At 63.3% G+C, this 18,339-nt stretch carries 16 protein-coding genes and 1 tRNA gene; 8 read left to right on the top strand and 9 right to left on the bottom strand.

Annotated features, from left to right (window positions below):
- Window positions 1–106 precede the first annotated feature (106 nt).
- The 4 genes from AB4097_RS14210 to AB4097_RS14195 form a co-directional block, all read right to left on the bottom strand.
- Window positions 107–3,049 (bottom strand): PAS domain-containing protein, encoded by a 2,943-nt coding sequence (locus tag AB4097_RS14210; RefSeq protein WP_442040593.1) that lies wholly within the window; start codon window positions 3,047–3,049, stop codon window positions 107–109.
- Window positions 3,046–3,192, bottom strand: coding sequence for a hypothetical protein (locus AB4097_RS14205; protein ID WP_442040591.1), 147 nt, complete (start codon window positions 3,190–3,192; stop codon window positions 3,046–3,048). The genes AB4097_RS14210 and AB4097_RS14205 overlap by 4 nt, the downstream gene beginning before the upstream one ends.
- Before the next feature lie 164 nt (window positions 3,193–3,356).
- On the bottom strand, window positions 3,357–4,397 hold the full coding sequence (locus AB4097_RS14200; RefSeq protein ID WP_442040656.1) for a sensor histidine kinase: 1,041 nt from the start codon (window positions 4,395–4,397) through the stop codon (window positions 3,357–3,359).
- Window positions 4,384–5,901, bottom strand: coding sequence for an ATPase domain-containing protein (locus AB4097_RS14195; protein ID WP_442040589.1), 1,518 nt, complete (start codon window positions 5,899–5,901; stop codon window positions 4,384–4,386). The genes AB4097_RS14200 and AB4097_RS14195 overlap by 14 nt, the downstream gene beginning before the upstream one ends.
- A gap of 252 nt (window positions 5,902–6,153) precedes the next feature.
- Here AB4097_RS14195 and AB4097_RS14190 point away from each other — a divergent pair, with 252 nt between their 5' ends.
- The gene (locus tag AB4097_RS14190; protein ID WP_442040587.1) at window positions 6,154–6,963 is read left to right on the top strand and encodes a Crp/Fnr family transcriptional regulator; all 810 of its coding nucleotides are present in this window, start codon (window positions 6,154–6,156) and stop codon (window positions 6,961–6,963) included.
- 179 nt (window positions 6,964–7,142) lie between these two features.
- On the opposite strand, the gene AB4097_RS14185 is transcribed toward AB4097_RS14190, so the two are convergent.
- The 4 genes from AB4097_RS14185 to AB4097_RS14170 form a co-directional block, all read right to left on the bottom strand.
- Window positions 7,143–7,709: a hypothetical protein gene (locus AB4097_RS14185; RefSeq protein ID WP_442040585.1), complete on the bottom strand. Its 567-nt coding sequence runs from the start codon at window positions 7,707–7,709 to the stop codon at window positions 7,143–7,145.
- A 666-nt stretch (window positions 7,710–8,375) separates the two neighbouring features.
- Window positions 8,376–9,395: a molybdopterin-binding protein gene (locus AB4097_RS14180; RefSeq protein WP_442040583.1), complete on the bottom strand. Its 1,020-nt coding sequence runs from the start codon at window positions 9,393–9,395 to the stop codon at window positions 8,376–8,378.
- On the bottom strand, window positions 9,392–10,084 hold the full coding sequence (locus AB4097_RS14175; RefSeq protein ID WP_442040581.1) for an XdhC family protein: 693 nt from the start codon (window positions 10,082–10,084) through the stop codon (window positions 9,392–9,394). The genes AB4097_RS14180 and AB4097_RS14175 overlap by 4 nt, the downstream gene beginning before the upstream one ends.
- Window positions 10,085–10,089: 5 nt before the next feature.
- Window positions 10,090–10,413, bottom strand: a complete 324-nt coding sequence (locus tag AB4097_RS14170; protein WP_442040579.1) for an XdhC family protein — start codon at window positions 10,411–10,413, stop codon at window positions 10,090–10,092.
- A gap of 219 nt (window positions 10,414–10,632) precedes the next feature.
- Here AB4097_RS14170 and AB4097_RS14165 point away from each other — a divergent pair, with 219 nt between their 5' ends.
- From AB4097_RS14165 to AB4097_RS14135, 7 genes are all read left to right on the top strand, one after another.
- The gene (locus AB4097_RS14165; protein ID WP_442040577.1) at window positions 10,633–11,094 is read left to right on the top strand and encodes an iron-sulfur cluster assembly scaffold protein; all 462 of its coding nucleotides are present in this window, start codon (window positions 10,633–10,635) and stop codon (window positions 11,092–11,094) included.
- Window positions 11,095–11,194: 100 nt separating this feature from the next.
- Window positions 11,195–11,656, top strand: coding sequence for an SRPBCC family protein (locus AB4097_RS14160; RefSeq protein WP_442040575.1), 462 nt, complete (start codon window positions 11,195–11,197; stop codon window positions 11,654–11,656).
- A 173-nt stretch (window positions 11,657–11,829) separates the two neighbouring features.
- Window positions 11,830–12,324, top strand: a complete 495-nt coding sequence (locus tag AB4097_RS14155; protein ID WP_442040573.1) for a (2Fe-2S)-binding protein — start codon at window positions 11,830–11,832, stop codon at window positions 12,322–12,324.
- Window positions 12,325–12,469: 145 nt separating this feature from the next.
- Window positions 12,470–14,833, top strand: a complete 2,364-nt coding sequence (locus tag AB4097_RS14150; protein ID WP_442040571.1) for a xanthine dehydrogenase family protein molybdopterin-binding subunit — start codon at window positions 12,470–12,472, stop codon at window positions 14,831–14,833.
- 12 nt (window positions 14,834–14,845) lie between these two features.
- Window positions 14,846–15,652, top strand: a complete 807-nt coding sequence (locus AB4097_RS14145) for an FAD binding domain-containing protein (RefSeq protein WP_442040569.1) — start codon at window positions 14,846–14,848, stop codon at window positions 15,650–15,652.
- An 80-nt stretch (window positions 15,653–15,732) separates the two neighbouring features.
- The gene (locus AB4097_RS14140) at window positions 15,733–16,647 is read left to right on the top strand and encodes an AAA family ATPase (protein WP_442040567.1); all 915 of its coding nucleotides are present in this window, start codon (window positions 15,733–15,735) and stop codon (window positions 16,645–16,647) included.
- A complete protein-coding gene (locus tag AB4097_RS14135) occupies window positions 16,644–17,864 on the top strand; it encodes a vWA domain-containing protein (protein WP_442040565.1) in 1,221 nt (406 codons plus the stop codon). Before AB4097_RS14140 ends, AB4097_RS14135 begins: the two co-directional genes overlap by 4 nt.
- 204 nt (window positions 17,865–18,068) lie before the next feature.
- Here the strand turns inward: AB4097_RS14135 and AB4097_RS14130 are convergent.
- Window positions 18,069–18,153, bottom strand: a tRNA-Leu gene (locus AB4097_RS14130).
- Between the last annotated feature and the right edge of the window lie 186 nt (window positions 18,154–18,339).

Here is an 18,339-nt window from a genome sequence, read left to right as displayed (position 1 = left end):
CAGCTCTGGAGTCGGGGCCGAGTGACTACAAAGGATGAAGGCCCTGTAGCAGTTCGGCGACAGCCGCGCGCTTCGTGAGTCTCGAAGAGTGCCCGGACATGAGCCATCATCGCTGTTTGAAATACCGACTTCCGGTCAGACGTCTCAGGATCCGTGACAATTCCTCGGCTGCATAGGGCTTTTGCAACAGCTCGAAGCCGTGGCGCCCCTTCTCGGCCAGCACATGGCTGTAGCCCGAGGTCAGGACGACCGGCAGGTCCGGGTGCCGCCGTCGGATCTCCTGACCGAGCTCGATGCCACTCATGCCCGGCATGACCACATCGGAGAAAACGACATCGAAGTCGTCCCTTCCCTGCAGAAGCGCAAGGGCCTCGGTGGCATTGGCGGCCCAGGTAGTCTCATAGCCGAGATCCTGGAGGACCTGCGTCGAGAAACGCCCCACCTCGACATTATCCTCAACCACGAGCACCCGGCGGCCGCGCCCCTCCTCGGGAGCCGAACTCAACGGAATGTCGCGCGAGTGCCCGGCAGTGACGGTATCATCAATGCGGGGCAGATAAAGGGTGAAGGTGGTGCCGCGGCCAACCTCACTCTCAACTGACACATCGCCGCCTGATTGCTTGGCGAAGCCGTAGACTTGGGAGAGCCCCAGACCCGTTCCCTTGCCCACCTCCTTGGTGGTGAAGAACGGCTCGAAGATCCGGATGAGCTCGTCCGGCGCGATGCCAACGCCGGTATCCGTCAGGGAAACGGCTACGAACGGGCCCATCCCACCCCGATGCCCCCGGATCGCCGGCACTCCAGACACCTCGTCGACCCGTACGGTAAGTTTGCCCTCGCCGTTCATGGCGTCGCGCGCATTGACCACCATGTTGACCAGCGCCGTCTCGAATTGGCTCATGTCGGCTTCGATCAGGCATCGCTCGCCGGTGATCTCCACGACAATCCGAATGCGCGAGCCGACGACGGTGCGCAGCATATCGGTGATGGCGCGGATACGCTCGGACGCGTCGAACACTTCCGGCTTCAGAGCCTGTCGACGGGCAAAAGCCAGGAGCTGGCCCGTCAGCCGGGCGGCACGGTCGACGGTATCGGAAATCGCATCGACGTAGCGTCGCCGCCGCTCATCCGGCAGCCCAGGCTTGCGCAGCAGGTCGGTGGACGACTTGATGATCGTGAGCAGGTTGTTGAAATCGTGCGCCACGCCCCCTGTAAGCTGCCCCACCGCCTCCAGCTTCTGCGACTGGCGCAAGGCGTCCTGGGCTTGTGCCAAGGCTGCGGCGGCTTCCTTCTCGGCCGTCACATGACGCCCATAGGCATAAACCAGGTCGCCCTCGACGGAGGTGTGCCAGGAGATCCAGCGGGGGCTGCCGTCCTTGTGGCGGTAACGGTTCTCGAAATTGGTCAGGTCATGCGCAGCGGCCGCCTCGTCGAGGCCGTCCTGAGTCAGGGTGGCATCCTCGGGCCAGATGAACTCCAGGAAGCTGTGGCCGACCACCGCGTCCGGCTGGTGGCCGAGAATGGTTGTCCAGGCCGGATTGACGGCTCGAAAGATGCCGTCGGCACCCACGATCACGAGAAGGTCGCGCGAGTTGCGCCACACCCGATCATACTCCGCGCCGCGCTCCGCGACCTGCTGCTCCAGCGATGCGGCGAGCGCCTGCAACTCCTGCTCGGCCTCCAGCCGCGCCACCGCGGTCCGGGTGCGCTCGGCCACCTCGCGCACGAGGGCGAGTTCGTCATCACGCCATTCACGGGCCTTGGCGTGGTTCAGAAACAGCAGGGCGACGAGGTTTCCCCGCTCGGTTACCGGCATGTTGATGAAGGCCTGCGCGCTGATGCCCTTCAGCATGTCGGCCGTCGCGGCGGTCCGTGGGTCCAGGTCAGCATCGGCAATCACGGCAGTTTCGCCACGCTTGAGGTTCTCGATATACGAGCCGTAGTCACGGAAGTGCAGGACGCCTGCGATGGTCTTGATGCCTGGGGCATTCCAATCGCGAGCGATCGTGATGGTCTCGGCAACCTTGTCGACCGTGCCGTAGCCGGCCCGGCTCACCTCCAAGGTCCGGCCGAGAATCTCGGCTGCGGCGAACGAGAGCTCGTCAGGATCGACGATGTCCCGAATGCGCTCGCCGAGTTCGACGAGCGCCCGGCGGTGGGTCTCGGCACGAACCCGATCCGTGACGTCATACCCCTCGACGAAGATGCCGGTCACATCGCCGGCCGAATCGGTCAGAGGCTGGTAGACGAAGTCGACATACCGTTCGTCGGCAGGCCCACCTTGCGTCGCTTGAAAGGCGTATCTCGCAGCGGTGAGCCGCAGAGCCCTGCCGCTTCGATAGACCTCGTTCAGCAGATCGACATAGCCTTGCCCGGCAGCCTCCGGCAGCGCCTCGGCGATGGTCTTGCCGATGATGTCGCGATGGCCGATCACCTGCATATAGGCAGGATTGGCCAATCCGAACCGGTGCTCCGGCCCTTCCAGCAGGGCCACGAACCCGGGTGCCTGTTCGTACATTCGAGCCAGACGCTCCCGTTCGGCCTGGATGTGGCGGCCGGCCAGCACCTTGGCGGTCGTCTCCTGTGCAACGCAGAAGATGCCTCTGATCCGGTCGTCGTCGCCCCGCAGCGGAGTGTAGGAATAGCTGAACCAGCTCATGTCCCGGTCACGGCCGGCGAGCGCGAACGGCATGTCCTCGAACCACTGCGCCTCACCGGCGAGCACGGCCTCATTGATAGGACCCAGCGTCTCCCAGATCTCCGCCCAAATGATGGGTGCAGGCTGACCCAACGCGGCTGGGTGCTTGGTGCCGAGAATGGGGATGTAGCCGTCGTTGTAGAGCGAGATCTGCTCAGGTCCCCAGGCGACATAGGCCGGCTGGCGCGTTTGAAGCATGAGGCTGACAGCCGTCTTCAGAGCCTGCGGCCATGTCGCGGGAGGTCCAAGCGATGTGGCCGACCAGTCATGTGACCGGACCAGCACCCCCATCTCGCCGCCACCGGCCAGGAAACCGGGGCCGGCAGGAAATCCACGCTTACTGTCCATCATCCGCGAGCCTGCTCCAGCCTCCAGAGCAGGTTCCACCGAAGCCCTTCATTGGCGTCCAGAGACCGGCCGGAGGCGCCCTGAGCGCGGATGAACGGGATTAGTTCCGCCGTGAGGAAGACGTTAGGGGCCGGATCGGAGAGCATGAAGACAAATCCAGTGAGAGAAGGGATCTAGTAGGCCAGCATGGCCAATCAAGGGAATGCGAATGCGTCACATGGGGCGGCCGGTCCAAGCATCGCTCCCGCGGGCATGGGCGCGCTCCTGACGAATGGAAACCCGAGCCTCCCCGAAAACGTCTCGAGGAAACTCAGTATTCCGGCACAAGTCGTTCCTCGACGAGAGGAATATCCATGTGGCAGGACAGCCCCTCGCGATCATAGGCGATGTTGATCGTCGCGTGGCACTGATGGGTCAAAACCCGATGCAGCAGCGTGGAGCCGAAGCCTTTACGGCTGGGTTTCTCGACAGGCGGGCCACCGCGCTCCTGCCAGTTGATGTCCAGGCGACGCCCAGTCTCCAGATCCCGCACCATCCAAACGACGGTGATCTGCCCGCCTGGAACCGAGAGTGCTCCGTGTTTGGCGGCGTTCGTCGTCAGCTCATGCACGGCCATTCCGATCGGCACAGCCAAATCGGCCGAAAGCTCCACGGGCGGTCCGTCGAGGGTGATCCGCCGCTGCGCGCCATCGTCGTAATGGGACAGCTCATTCCTGAGCATCTCGATCAACGGTGCCGTCTGCCAATAATCCTCCGTGAGGAGGTTGTGCGTATTGGATAGGGACACGATCCGATCGGAGAACGAGTGGTAGAATTCGTCGACGGAACGCGTGGAGCGCGCCGTGGCCCCGAGCAGGCCCTGCACGGTTGCAAGGGTGTTTTTGACCCGATGATGCAGCTCACGGATCAGCAGGGCCTGACGCTCGTGCGTCTGCTGCCGCTCCTTGAGGTGGGCTTCCACCTCTCGCTGCCGCTGGCGCGCCCTTAGGGCCGACCGTACGGCGTTCACCAGGACGGCCGGGTGGAACGGGCGCTCCAGCACCGTCACATTCCCGAGCAACTCCGTCAGGTGCTCGACCGGCGATCCGCCGCGATGGGTCAGCAGGATGAACGGGAAATCGGACCAGGGGGGCTGTTGCTCTACCCAATCGGCCAGTTCCCGCCGGTCGGCGCTGAGCAGCGCCTCCTCCGTGATCACCCCGCAGGCAGCCACATCCAATCCCGAGACGAGCATATCAAGACTGGAGCATATTGTAGCTTTGATCCCAGCCTCGCCGAGAATGACCGCTGCCACCGTGCCGTCCCGCCCGTGTGGAGCGAGGATCAGGACAGATACCTCATCGGCCTGCATCATCGTCGGTCTCACGCTCCTCAAGAAGCGAGGTGCGCTGGCCCTCGAATGTCGGTACGCCTGTCAACACACCCCGGAACTGCTCCAGTGGTGGACCAACGCGCAAGCCCTGGCTGTCGATCCGGAACTCGCGAATTGTATCTTCGTGCGCGCCCGTGCGCCGTTTCACGACCGACAAAGCTCTTCGGATCCGCCCACCAGCCTCGAAAAAGCGAAGCAACACGACTGCATCGCTCAAGTAGGTCAGGTCGATCGGCGAGACCATTTGGCCGACCATGCCGTGCTGCGCCAGAACCAGGACCGTCACCACGCCTTGCTGGTTCAGATAGGTGAGCAACTCGTGCATCTGGAGCACGATGAAAGGCTGCTCGGGCATGGCATTCAGGTAACCGGTCAGGCTGTCGATCACCACGACCTTCGCACCGCCCTGCTCCACCGCATCCCGCACCCGGCCGGAGAACTCGCCGGGCGAGACATTGGCCGGATCGATCTGCTCGATGCGCAGCAGTCCGGATTCCACATGAGGCGTCAGGTCGAAACCGACGCCCTTTGCCCGTTGCATCAGGATGCCCGTTGTCTCGTCGAAACTCGCCAACAGGCCTGGTTCATCGCGCTCCAGGGCAGCCCAGAGATAGCCGAGCGCGAGCGTGGACTTGCCTGCGCCCGAGGGGCCGACGATCAGGGTGCTCGTCCCTCGACTCAGGCCTCCCCCGAGAAGGGTGTCGAGCTCGTCGATACTGCTGGGGATCGCCTCAAGGACGAATGGAGTGTGGTGGTCGGATGCCACCAGACGCGGGAAGATCCGCAGCCCGCCCCGCTGGATGACGAGATCATGGTATCCGCCTCGAAAGGCGGTGCCGCGCATCTTAGTGACACTGAGCCGGCGCCGTTCCGCCCCATAGCCCGGAACAACCTGTTCGAGACGGATGACCGCATGGCTGATCGAATGCAGGTTGAGATCGTCCTGCTCGGACGTGAGGTCGTCGAGCATCAGCACCGTGGCGTCGTTGAGCAGGAAGTAGCTCTTCAAGGCCAGCACCTGTCGCCGATACCGCAGGGAGCCCTGAGACAGGAGCCGGATCTCGGACAGCGAGTCAAACACGACCCGGCTCGGCTTCACCCGTTCTATCTCCGCCAATGCCATGCGGACCGTTTCGCCGAGTTCCAGGTCGGACGAGTAGACGAGGCTCTGATGCTGTTGCGGGTCAAGGCTCAGCTCCGGCGGCACCAGTTCGAAGATCTCAATGCCGTCGAGCGCCCAGCCATGACGGGAGGCGACGGACAGGAGCTCCCGCTTGCTCTCCGACAAGGTGATGTAGAGACAGCGTTCCCCCTGCTTTGCCCCCGCGAGGAGAAACTGCATCCCCAGCGTCGTCTTTCCGGAGCCGGGCCGCCCCTCGATGAGATGAGCGCGATTGGCGGCATACCCGCCGGCGAGAATATCGTCGAGGCCGGAGACCCCGGTCGGAATCGGGGCCGCATCGGAGTGCATCGGGAGCGTCATGGGAAATCTCAACGGGTCAGCGGTTTCGATCACGTCCGAGTCAAAGCCTCAGTCCCATGCTGATCGACAGATCCAGCGTCCGGTTCATCGATACGATGTAGCCTCCATGGTGAGGCGCTTGTGTGCCCTTGTAGACAGGAGTTGCAGTTATGTCTGTCCACATGTGCACACATGGCCAGCGTTATGTTCACAGGTGAACGCAAGTCGCTCTTGCGCGTTGGACATGCCGAAGGACTCGAGGAACGATACCCAATGCAGCCCGCCGCGATCCCATCGCGCATCAGGGAACAGATTGCCGGCAACAATCTCCTGAGCGCTCTCAGACCCGAGGATCTTGCCATATTGGCACCGTCGCTTCAGGAATGGGAGGGGGAAGCCGGAGCGAAGCTCTATCAGCCCGGGGATGAAGTCAGGTTCGTCTATTTCCCCTGCGGGCCCAGCCTGGTTTCTTTCGTGGTCGAGCTCGAGGATGGGCTCACGGTGGAAACGGCCCTGATCGGACGCGAAGGAGCGGTCGGCGGGATTGTGAGCCAGGGACGCCTTCCGGCCTATGCCCGTTCCGAAATCCAGTTTCCAGGTCCGTTCCTGCGCCTCTCGACCGCAGATCTTGAGGAGTTCGAAACCCGATCTCCGAGCCTGCGGCACCTGTTCGCCCGCTACGCGGATTGCATGCTGGCCCAGGTCTTCCAGTCAGTAGCGTGCAATGCGGTTCATACGATCGAGCAGCGCACGGTGAAATGGCTGCTGGCGGCGATCGACCGAACGGGCGATCATGACATTCCCCTCACCCAGGAGCAGTTGGCCAGCATGATGGGAGTCGGGAGAAGCTATGTCAGCCGGGTGATTCAGTCCTTGAAGCGCCGCCATCTGCTGGAGACGCGCAGAGGCGGCGTTCGAGTCCGCGATCTGGATCGTCTGGATAGCCTGTCGTGCGGCTGCAACAATTCCCTGCGCCGCCATTTCGATCAGGTGCTGGCAGGCGTCTATCCCACTGTCGAGGAGAGTTCGATTCAAAAAGCGCAAGCAGGCAGCAAACGCCCGGGCTCCCGGATGAAAGCCTGACGCCCCGCTGGTTAATGGCCCGGTCGAACCAAGCTACCTCGGCGATGGCACGGGTATCGTGAACTTGATCCAGATGTCCTGAGCAAATCAAGAAACCATGATGTGGAGAGCGCATCGTTCAGGCGGGCACGATGCACGAAGCGCCCGGACATGCCGGGCGCTTTCTCCTCGTGGAAGCCTCATCGCGAACGGGAGTCCTTTCGGCTCTTGGGCCTGTTCACGCTTCCTGTGGTCGAGATATCATTCGTGTTGGCCGCAAGCATGCCACCGGATTTCGCCGCATCCGTATTCCATGCAATGTTCTCTGCCGGGAGCAGATGGGCGACGAGCTTGCGGGTCTCACGGGACAGGTGCTTGCCTGCCTGGGCCAAGGGCTTGAAGTCGGCGAGCTTGTGCGAGCCTTCCGGCCGGCCAGTAAACACCCGCAACCCATCCGGAAACATTACCATGTCACCCGGACGCAAGGTGCTGTCAGCCAGAAGCGCCGGAACGGGATTAGCGATCTCACCGACCGGCTTGGGCTCGACGGGCTTCTTGATCTCCGGCTGCTCAAGAACGACAGGCTTCGGGCGCGGCCGGGCCTTTTGGTAGGGCCTTTCAAGCGCGGGATCGGGCTGGTACCCGAAGGATTGCGGCGTCGGTGCCGGTGCCGCAGGCTGGGTGAGTGCCTGGAGGAATGCGAAGATTCCTTGGGCTTGGGCGGGGACGCTTCCAACCACGACCGGGAGGATCAGAGCGAGAGCCAAAACGCATCGAGGTTTTGCCTGAATTGAAAGTGGCACTCTGAGCTTCAGCATCCCCGCCTCCTACGATGATGGAAGCAACGTGGCTAAGCTCCTCACGTTCCTGTTATTGGGTAACAAATGAAAAATAAACATAAGTTAGTGAAATCTGTAGAACGAACCGGAACGGTCTCCCCGAAAATGAGTTGAATTTCCACTCTCAAAAGTGAGACAGCGGATGGGTATAACGATGGACCTTGGAACAGAGGAAGACTGGCCGGAGGGCCATATCATCGTTGTGCCTCATGCATGGAGAGGCGATGGTCTCTGGAGCGACATGCAAGCCGAGGCTCAGGAGCGGATCGGCACGACATTATGCGAGATGTACGCCGAGTTTCTTCAGCAGCCGCTCCCTCCGGGTTTGCAGAAAGCGATCCTCTCACTCGAGACGGGATCGAAGGCACATTGACATCACTGCTAGGTCATCGGTGAAGATGAGACAGTGACGCGATGTGATGGCGGGATGGGTCAGCGGAGGATGATGCCCCTACCACCGCAACGTATTGACCTGCTGAAGACCGCGTTTAGGCGCTCTGTTCGTACTCCATCGCTTAAGCGTTTCTCCTGGAGCAGCAGCCGCAAATAAAGTGCGCTACTTTTGAGATCACTTGTGAAGCGGTGCCGCTTGGCTCATTCCTCGCTTACGCTTTGCCCACCTGCCCGTGGCTGCGGCCTGGAAACGATCTCCATGAGGAGTCCCCCGACCCCGAGGGACATGATGTCCGCCCGGGTCACCGGCACATCGGCCAGTAGGCGATGCAGGATCCAGTCGAAGCCATTCTCCTTTGGTGACCGAGCACAGCCGGGCGCTCCGATGATGGGCTTGCCGCCGAGGGAGCCTAACAGCAGCAGATTTCCCGGATCGACCGGCATGCCGAAATGCTCCACCCGTCCCTCGGCCATCTCGATAGCCAAGGGAATGACGTCGCGGCGGTCGGCGATGGCCGAGGCTCCGAAGACGACAATGAGCTCCGCCTGGCCATTCGCCTGGAGAGCCAGTTCCTCGGCCAGGGGAGCGGCTTCATGCGACACGCGGCAATCCTGCACGATCCGCGCCTGCGCCGGCTCCAGCCGTCTGCCGAGCACGGCAAGCGTCTTGTCGACGACGCTCGCCTTGAGGCCGGGAAGAAGCGTCGAGACGACCCCGACGTTACGCCGTCTGTAGGGCGCAATGCGCAGGGCACCGCCTCCGGCTCTCGCGATCCCCTTCTGCAGCAGGACCTCCGGGATGGCATAGGGAATGATCTTGACGGTGCCGACCATCTCTCCGGCGACGACAGGCTTGTAGGCCGGCAGAGTGGCGGCCGTCATGGTCTCGTCGACGGCGTTGAGGCCGTGAATCGCATCGACGTCGATGACGAGAACACCCGAGGTCGCGGCATAGAGATTGGAGCGCCCCGTGAAGGGCGCTTCGACGACGACGTTGCTTCCCGCAAGGACATGGGCGAGCCGGGAGGCCGCTTCGTCTTCGGCGATATCGCCGGGCTCGAAGCGAGCTGCGATGAGGGTCTCGACACCGGCCTGCTTCAGCCGTCCGGCGATCTCCGATGTGACGAGGGTTCCCTTCTTCACGACCGTTTCGCCGGCCTTGACGCTGTGAGCCGCCAAGGCCCCGACGGCCTCCTCGAGCGGAACCTGTCCGAACTTCACGTGGAGCGCCTCCGATCCTTGCGCAGGCTCGCGACGATTTCGGCCAGGATGGACACTGCGATCTCCGCAGGTGAAACCGCCCCGATATCGAGGCCTATAGGCGCATGAATCCGAGCGATGTCCGCCTCGGTGAACCCGGACGTGGTCAGGCGCTGAACGCGGCGCTCATGGGTTTTGCGGGAGCCCAGCGCACCGATGTAGAAACTCTCCGACCGCAGGGCGGCCGTGAGCGCCGGATTGTCGATCTTCGGGTCATGGGTGAGTGCGACGAGGGCCGTATACCGGTCGATCCCGAGGTCCGGCAACACGATGTCGGGCCATTCGGCCACGACCGGAACGTCCGGAAAGCGCTCGGGCGTCGCGAAGGCGGTGCGCGGATCGACGATGGTGACGTCGAGATCGAGGCCTTTGGCCATGGGCGCAAGAGCCTGGCTGATATGGACGGCCCCGATGACGATCACTTTCACCGGCGGCGCCTGCACGGTCAGGAAGGACCGGCGGCCATCCCGCTCGACAAAACCGCTCTTGCCCTGGCGCAAGGCGCCCAGAAGCTCTTGGGCCAGCGGGTCGCTTCCGGCCTCCTCCTCCCGGACGAGACGCTGCTCGCCCGACTCGACATCGGTCACGAGGATTGCGGCACGGCGGGCGGCGCGTTCCGCGTTCAGATCGGACAGGAGGCTCAGGCGCATGCTCTCTAATCCACCCGCTCGACATAGACGCTGATACGACCGCCGCAGGACAGGCCGACCTGCCAGGCGGTCTCGTCGGCGACGCCGAACTCGATAATGCGCGGCTTGCCGTCGGCAATCACGTCCAAAGCCTCCGTGATGACCGCTCCTTCGACGCAACCGCCGGACACGGACCCGAGGAAGTTCGTGTCCTCGTCGATGATCAGATGGCTGCCGACGGGCCGGGGCGCCGATCCCCAGGTCTCGACAACGGTCGCGATCGCGACGCCCCGGCCCTCACGCCTCCAGGTTTCTGCCGTCTTCAGGATATCCATATCGGTCGAGAGCATGCTTCTTCCCGGTGGTAAGCGTATCGGGCGGCCCTGCGGGTCCGTGCCCAAGGTGATCTAGAGTACCTTCCGAGACCGCCCATGATCGATAGTGCCACTTTCGATCCTCGGACCGCAACCGGCATGGAGGCCGGCATCTAACGTCTCATTGACAGACAAGGTGCCGCGGCGTCTCATCGGTCAAGAACGAGCACCTTCGTCGGATGGATCACGGCCAGGATGCTGAACGACATCTACAGCCGCCGCGTCCTGGAACTCGCGGCCGACATCCCGCTTCAGGGGACGCTGCCGGACGCCCATGGCAGTGCGAAGGCTCATTCGAAGCTATGCGGCTCGACGGTCACAGTTCATCTGAAACTCGAAGGGGACGTCGTCAGCGCCTTCGCCCACGAGGTGAAGGCCTGCGCCCTCGGCCAAGCTTCCTCCTCGATCATGGGGCGGCATGTGGTCGGCTCGACCGTCGATGAACTGCGGGCACTCCGGGAGGACATGCGGCGCATGCTGAAGGATGGCGAGCCTCCTCCTGCAGGCAAATGGGTCGAGCTGGCGCTCCTGCAGCCGGCGCGGGATCTGAAATCCCGTCATGCCTCCATCCTCCTGACCTTCGACGCCGTTATGGATGCGCTTGCCCAGGCCCAGGCGGCCGGGATGGAGCGGGCCATCAGCGCCCCCGGCCCCTGAGGACCGCATCTCGCGTGCATTGCAGCAACGTTTGGCAGATGGCGCGTGGCCCGATTTGCACTTACTCTGCGGTTGGACTGTGACACGAGGAGAACCGAGCATGGCAATGACGATGCAGGGTGAAGTCGAGCTTCCAGCCGATCGGGCAGCCGTGTGGGCAGCCCTCAACGATCCGGAGGTCCTGAAGGCGGCAATTCCCGGGTGCCAGGAGCTGGTGAAAATCAGCGACACGGAATTCCAGGCGACCGCCAAGGTATCGGTCGGGCCCGTCAAGGCGACCTTCAAGGGCGGTGTCACCCTCACCGATCTCGATCCGCCCAACGGCTACACCATCGGCGGCGAGGGTCAGGGGGGCGTGGCCGGCTGGGCCAAGGGCGGCGCGAAGGTGCGGCTCGAAGATATCGAGGGCGGAACGAAGCTGATCTACGATGTCGAGGCCAATGTGGGCGGCAAGATCGCCCAGCTCGGCGGGCGTCTCATCAACGGTGTCGCCAAGAAGTATGCCGACGAGTTCTTCGCGAACTTCGCCAGGATCCTCTCGCCCGCGACTTCCGATGCGTGATCATTCCGTGGGTCATTCTGCGCCATCTCCCGATACTTGACCGTTCAACCGGAGAAGGCCACACTCGGCTTCGATGGATCGCATTCATGCGGCCATCCAACAAGAATATCTGCCGATGCCTGAGACCACCTGAAGGTTGGCCGGGCTGCTGGCACCAGAGGAGGATACCACGCATGACCACCGTCTCCCTGACGGTGAACGGTCAATCCGTCACCGCAGACGTCGATCCCCGCACCCTGCTCGTTCAATTCCTGCGCGACAATCTTCGGCTTACCGGAACCCATGTGGGCTGCGACACCAGCCAATGCGGTGCCTGCGTCGTTCATCTGAACGGGCAGGCCGTGAAGTCCTGCACCGTTCTCACCGTTCAGGCGGATGCGAACGTCGTCACCACCATCGAGGGCATCGCTGAAGGAGGCGAGCTGCACCCGATGCAGGCGGCCTTCCGCGAGCATCACGGCCTACAATGCGGGTACTGCACGCCCGGCATGATCATGTCCGCCATCGATATCGTGAACCGCAAGGGCAACGCCCTCGACGAGCAGACCATTCGGGCCGAGCTTGAAGGCAACCTGTGCCGCTGCACGGGCTATCACAATATCGTCAAGGCCGTGGCCGCGGGCGCTCAGGGCATGGCCCAGGCACCCATGCGGCAGGCGGCGGAATAGACCGACAGGCTCACCGAAGACGCGACGCCCTCATCAACGGGTGGAAGCTGCGGGCGAGCCTCGAAGCAGGCGCCGTCTCTCCGACGTCAGTGACGAGGTCCCCCGCTCCCGCCTCATGAGGCCCATGAAGACAAGTGAGGACAGCATGACCGCAACAGGGATCGGCGCACCCGTCCGCCGGAAAGAGGATCAGCGTTTCGTCACCGGCCAGGGGCGCTACGTGGACGATTTCAACCGGCCTGGCCAAGCCTATGCCTACTTCCTCCGCTCGCCCCACGCGCATGCCGCGATCCGGTCCATCGACACGGGCCCGGCCATGATCATGCCGGGCGTAATCGCCGTGTTCACGGGAGAGGACCTTGCGGCCGACAAGATCGGCGGCCTCATCTGCGGCTGGATGATCCATTCCAAGGACGGCTCTCCGATGAAGGCCGGGCCTCATCCGGCCCTCGCGCAAGGCAAGGTGCGCTACGTGGGCGACCATGTGGCGGTGGTGATCGCCGAAACGCTCGCCCAGGCCAAGGACGCCGCCGAGGCCATCGTGGTCGACTACGACGTTCTCCCGGCCGTCGTCGACACGGCACGGGCCACCAAGGCCTCGGTCCATGTGCACGACGTCTCGCCCGACAATACTGTCTTCAACTGGCATCTCGGCAACAAGGATGAAACGGAAGCGGCCTTCGCGCGTGCCAAGCACGTCACCAAGATCGATCTCGTCAACAACCGGCTGGTGCCCAACGCCATCGAGCCCCGTGCGGCCGTCGGCGAGTACGACCTTGGGACTGACAATTACACCCTCTACACGACGAGCCAGAATCCTCACGTGGCCCGGCTCGTCCTGTCGGCCTTCATCGGCGTCGCGCCGGAGCACAAGCTGCGCGTCATCGCGCCGGATGTGGGCGGCGGGTTCGGCTCGAAGATCTTCATCTATGCCGAGGAAACGGTCTGCGTCTGGGCGGCCAAGAAGGTCAAGCGTCCGGTGAAGTGGACGTCCGACCGCTCGGAGGCCTTCCTGTCCGACGCGCACGGCCGCGACCACGTCACCCACGCGGAGATGGCGACCGACGAGAACGGCAAGATCATAGGCCTGCGGGTTCATACCACGGCCAATCTCGGCGCCTATCTCTCCACCTTCTCCTCGTCCGTGCCGACCTATCTCTATGCTCCGCTCCTGTCGGGCCAGTACGACATTCCGGCGATCTATTGCGAAGTGGATGCGGTCTACACGAACACCGCCCCCGTCGATGCCTATCGTGGCGCGGGACGGCCCGAAGCCACTTTCGTGGTCGAGCGGCTCGTCGAGACAACCGCCCGCGAACTGGGCCAGGATCCGGCCGAGTTCCGCCGCCGGAACTACATCACCCAGTTCCCGCATGCGACGCCGGTCATCATGACCTACGACACGGGCGATTATGCCGCCTCGCTCGACAAGGCACTGGAGATCGCCGATTACAAGAATTTCCAGCAGCGCAAGCAGGAGAGCGCTCGTCGCGGCAAGCTGCGGGGCATCGGGTTCTCGAGCTACATCGAGGCCTGTGGCATCGCTCCCTCGCAGGCTGTCGGGTCACTCGGCGCAGGCGTGGGCCTGTGGGAATCCGCCGAGGTGCGGGTCAACCCGACCGGCTCCGTCGAGGTGCTGACGGGCTCGCACAGCCATGGTCAAGGTCATGAAACCACCTTCGCCCAACTGGTCTCGGACCGGCTCGGCATTTCCATCGATCAGGTCAGCATCGTGCACGGCGACACCGACAAGGTGCAGTTCGGCATGGGCACCTACGGATCGCGCTCCGGCGCCGTCGGCATGTCGGCCATCGCCAAAGCCATCGACAAGGTGATCGCCAAAGGCAAGAAAGTCGCCGCCCATGTGCTCGAAGCGTCGGAAGGCGACATCGAGTTCAAGGATGGACGGTTCGGCGTGGCCGGCACCGACCGTTCGCTAGCCTTCGGCGAGGTGGCGCTGCAGGCCTACATCGCCCACAAGTTCTCGGGCCAGGATCTCGAGCCCGGCTTGAAGGAGGGAGCGTTCTACGATCCCACCAACTTCACCTTCCCGGCAGGCGTGCATATCTGCGAGGTGGAAATCGACCCTGATACGGGCGTGACCAGTATCCAACGTTGGACGGCGGTGGACGATTTCGGGGTGATCATCAACCCGATGATCGTCGAAGGCCAGGTCCACGGCGGCATCGCCCAGGGCGTCGGCCAAGCACTCCTCGAAGGGGCGTTCTACGACCAGAGTGGACAGCTGATCACGGCGAGCTTCAACGATTACTGCATGCCGCGCGCCATCGACCTGCCGTCGTTCCAGGTCGGGATGACGGTGACCCCCTGCCCTTCCAACCCGCTCGGGATCAAGGGCTGCGGAGAAGCCGGCGCCATCGCGGCCCCACCGGCCGTCATCAACGCGATCACCGATGCCCTCGGCCATGAGGACATCGCCATGCCGGCGACGCCTCAGGCGGTGTGGCGTGCGGCCCAAAAGGCCCGCATGCCCATGGCGGCGGAATAAGGGGAGGATGGAATGTACGCTTTCGAATACCACCGCCCGACGAGCATCAAGGAGGCTGCCAGCCTCATCGGTCAGGTCGAGGATGCCAAGTTCCTCGCCGGCGGTCACACGCTGTTGCCGACCATGAAGCTACGCCTCGCCGGCCCCGCCAACCTAATCGATCTCGGCCAGATTGCCGAACTGCGCGGCATCGAGCGCTCCGGCGACACGCTCACCATCGGCGCCATGACCAAGCACGCGGAGGTCGCCACCTCAGCTGAGGTGAAGGAGGCGATCCCGGCTCTGGCAGAACTCGCCGAACTCATCGGCGATCCGCATGTGCGTAACCGCGGCACCATCGGCGGCTCTGTCGCCAACAACGATCCTTCGGCGGATTATCCCGCCGCCTGCCTCGCCCTGAACGCGACGATCGTCACGAACCAGCGGAAAATCGCAGCGGACGATTTCTTTCAAGGAATCTTCACGACGGCGTTGGAAGAGGGAGAGATCATCACCCAGATCTCATTCCCTATTTCCTCGCAGGCAGCCTATGCCAAGTTCCGCAATCCAGCGTCGCGTTATGCGCTCGTCGGCGTGTTCGTGGCAAAGAATGCGGACGACGTGCGCGTCGCCGTGACAGGCGCGGGCTCGAACGGTGTGTTCCGCGCGAACGAAATGGAGCAGGCGCTGAACGGAAACTTCACCCCGGAGGCGCTCGCCGGCGTCACCGTGCCGGAGACCGAGATGAACAGCGACATTTATGCGGATGCCGCTTACCGGGCTCACCTCGTCGGCGTCATGGCGCGCAGGGCGGTTCAGGCGGCGGTCGCGCGCGGCTGAACCGCCACACAGAAAGAACGTTGACACGCATGATGCCCGGGCTCGCCCCGGGCATCATGCCCTCAGGAGCAGCAAAGCCCTTGGCCGAGAATCCCGGTTCCATCGACGACACTTTGGCCCTTCTGAAGAGCACCGGTTATGTGGCCGACCGGCCTCTCGCGACGGTGCTGTTTCTGGCTCTCAGGCTCGGTCGGCCGCTCTTTCTGGAAGGAGAAGCGGGCGTCGGCAAAACCGAGATCGCGAAGGTGCTCTCGTCCGCGCTCGGACGGCGCCTCATTCGCCTGCAGTGCTACGAGGGGCTCGATGTCGCCTCGGCGGTCTATGAGTGGAATTATGCCGGGCAGATGATGGCCATCCGGTTGGCCGAGGCCACCGGAGCGGTGGAGCGCGACAGCCTGGAGAACGATCTGTTCTCGGAGCGCTACCTGGTGAAGCGTCCGCTCCTGCAGGCTCTCGAGCCCGACACCGCCGGAGCACCTGTTCTCCTGATCGATGAACTCGACCGCACCGACGAGGCCTTCGAGGCCTTCCTTCTGGAGGTGCTGTCCGACTTCCAGGTCACCATACCGGAATTCGGCACGGTCAAGGCGCAGCATCCTCCGATCGTCATCATCACGTCGAATCGCACACGCGAGATTCACGACGCCCTCAAGCGCCGGTGTCTCTATCATTGGGTCGATTATCCGGATGCAGAGCGGGAACTCGCGATCCTCAGGAGTCGCATCCCGCAGGCTCCCGACCGGTTGTCCCAGGAGATCGTCGCCTTCGTTCAGTCGATCCGCAAGGAGGATCTGTTCAAGGCGCCAGGCGTGGCGGAAACCCTCGACTGGGCCTCGGCCCTCGTGGAACTCGATGCGATGGCGCTCGATCCGGTTTTGGTCTCCGACACGCTCGGCGTTCTGCTGAAGTACCAGGACGATATCCAGAAGATGCAGGGCAGTCGGGCGAAGGACATGCTGGATCGGGTTCAGAGCGTGTTGAGAACACCCACGTGACCGATCCGTTCATCGCTCAGGGTGAAGGGCGTCTCGCGGACAACATCGCCTATTTCGCGCGAGCCCTGCGGGCTGCGGGTCTGCCGGTCGGCCCCGGGACGGTTCTCGATGCCATCGCGGCTCTTGAGGCGGTGGGGATCGGCCCACGCGAGGACTTCTATTGGACGCTCCACGCCGTGTTCGTGAAGCGTAACGAGCACAGCATCCTGTTCGACCAGGCTTTCAGGATCTTCTGGCGACGGCGCGCGCTGATCGAGAAGCTGATCGCTCAGATGTCGCCGATTGCTCCAGGCGGAGCCAAGGAGGAGAAGACGCCGAAGGCCGGCGCCCTGCGCGTCGCCGAGGCCCTCGCCACGCCTCGGCAGGAGAAGCCGGATCCGGTCGAGAAGACGGAATTCTCCGCCCGCCTGACCGTGTCGGACCGGGAAGTTCTGAAGGCGAAGGATTTCGCCCAGATGTCTGCCGCAGAGATCGCCGTAGCCAAGCGCCTCATCGCCGGCATATCCTTGCCGGACGACGAGGTGACCACCCGTCGCTTCCTGTCCGATCCGCGAGGCCGCCGCATCGATCCGCGCCGAACCTTCCGGCGCTCGCTGCGCGGCGGAGGGGCCGTGATCGACCTGGCCTATCGCTCCCCTGCCGTGCGGCATGTGCCTTTGGTGGCGCTCATGGACATTTCCGGCTCCATGGCGGATTACTCTCGCGTCTTCCTGCACTTTCTCCATGCGATCGCCGAGAAGAGGCGACGCGTCCATTCCTTCGTTTTTGCAACCAGGCTCACCAACATCAGCCGTGAGTTGACGAGCCGCGACCCGGACGAAGCGCTCGCCCAGGCGTCGAAGCGCGTGCAGGACTGGGAGGGTGGAACGCGCATCGCTCATGCGCTGCATGCGTTCAACCGCCACTGGTCTCGCCGGGTGCTCGGCCAGGGCGCTATCGTGCTGCTCTTCACCGATGGGCTCGAGCGGGAGGTGACGCCGGAGCTGACCTTCGAGATGGATCGGCTCAAGCGTTCCTGCCGCCGCCTCATATGGCTCAATCCGCTCCTGCGTTTCGACGCCTTCGAGGCTCGCGCCTCCGGAATCCGCGCGATGCTGCCCCATGTCGACGAGTTCCGGCCCGTCCACAATCTGACGTCGATGGAAGACCTCTGCCGCACATTGTACGGCGACCTGTCCAAGCGAGCCGACCCGCGCCAATGGCTGCGGGCGTCCTGAAAGTGAGGCTTAAGACAGCACCTGGGTCGGGATGCTCTCTCGCCAGATCGAGCGATATCGATAATCCCGGTGCTAAAGCATCGAACGCAAAAGTGGGAACCGATTTTGCGTGTAAAGATGCGAGAAACAACGGCTTAGAGCATCGGGCGTGAGTTCGAATTCACGTCCAATGCTTAGGGAACCATCCCTCGACGTCCGAAGGATTGGTGCGGCCGAGAGGACTCGAACCTCCACGGGTCTCCCCGCTACCACCTCAAGGTAGTGCGTCTACCAATTCCGCCACGGCCGCGCCGGGCTCTGGTAACGTCTCGCAGGTTAACGAGCGGATAACGCGTTTCGGTTTCGCAATCCCATGTGAAGCGTGGCAGCACTGCATTCCATTCCGATCCGGACCTCGCAGGTTCTCCCCCCGTATCGACTCATCAGGTCCATAAAAAAGCCGTCGAACTCCTCGATGGCCTGCGCTCCACATCGA

Source organism: Microvirga sp. 2MCAF35 (assembly GCF_052115545.1).
Lineage (GTDB): Bacteria > Pseudomonadota > Alphaproteobacteria > Rhizobiales > Beijerinckiaceae > Microvirga.
The sequence above is the reverse complement of the archived record's forward strand: the minus strand, read 5'-3'. Positions and strand labels throughout refer to the sequence as shown.

Coding starts and splice junctions, on each gene's coding strand:
- AB4097_RS14210 (WP_442040593.1), bottom strand. CDS start 3,049: ATGATGGACAGTAAGCGTGGATTTCCTGCCGGCCCCGGTTTCCTGGCC.
- AB4097_RS14205 (WP_442040591.1), bottom strand. CDS start 3,192: ATGCTCTCCGATCCGGCCCCTAACGTCTTCCTCACGGCGGAACTAATC.
- AB4097_RS14200 (WP_442040656.1), bottom strand. CDS start 4,397: ATGCAGGCCGATGAGGTATCTGTCCTGATCCTCGCTCCACACGGGCGG.
- AB4097_RS14195 (WP_442040589.1), bottom strand. CDS start 5,901: ATGACGCTCCCGATGCACTCCGATGCGGCCCCGATTCCGACCGGGGTC.
- AB4097_RS14190 (WP_442040587.1), top strand. CDS start 6,154: ATGCAGCCCGCCGCGATCCCATCGCGCATCAGGGAACAGATTGCCGGC.
- AB4097_RS14175 (WP_442040581.1), bottom strand. CDS start 10,084: ATGCGCCTGAGCCTCCTGTCCGATCTGAACGCGGAACGCGCCGCCCGC.
- AB4097_RS14170 (WP_442040579.1), bottom strand. CDS start 10,413: ATGCTCTCGACCGATATGGATATCCTGAAGACGGCAGAAACCTGGAGG.
- AB4097_RS14165 (WP_442040577.1), top strand. CDS start 10,633: ATGCTGAACGACATCTACAGCCGCCGCGTCCTGGAACTCGCGGCCGAC.
- AB4097_RS14160 (WP_442040575.1), top strand. CDS start 11,195: ATGGCAATGACGATGCAGGGTGAAGTCGAGCTTCCAGCCGATCGGGCA.
- AB4097_RS14155 (WP_442040573.1), top strand. CDS start 11,830: ATGACCACCGTCTCCCTGACGGTGAACGGTCAATCCGTCACCGCAGAC.
- AB4097_RS14150 (WP_442040571.1), top strand. CDS start 12,470: ATGACCGCAACAGGGATCGGCGCACCCGTCCGCCGGAAAGAGGATCAG.
- AB4097_RS14145 (WP_442040569.1), top strand. CDS start 14,846: ATGTACGCTTTCGAATACCACCGCCCGACGAGCATCAAGGAGGCTGCC.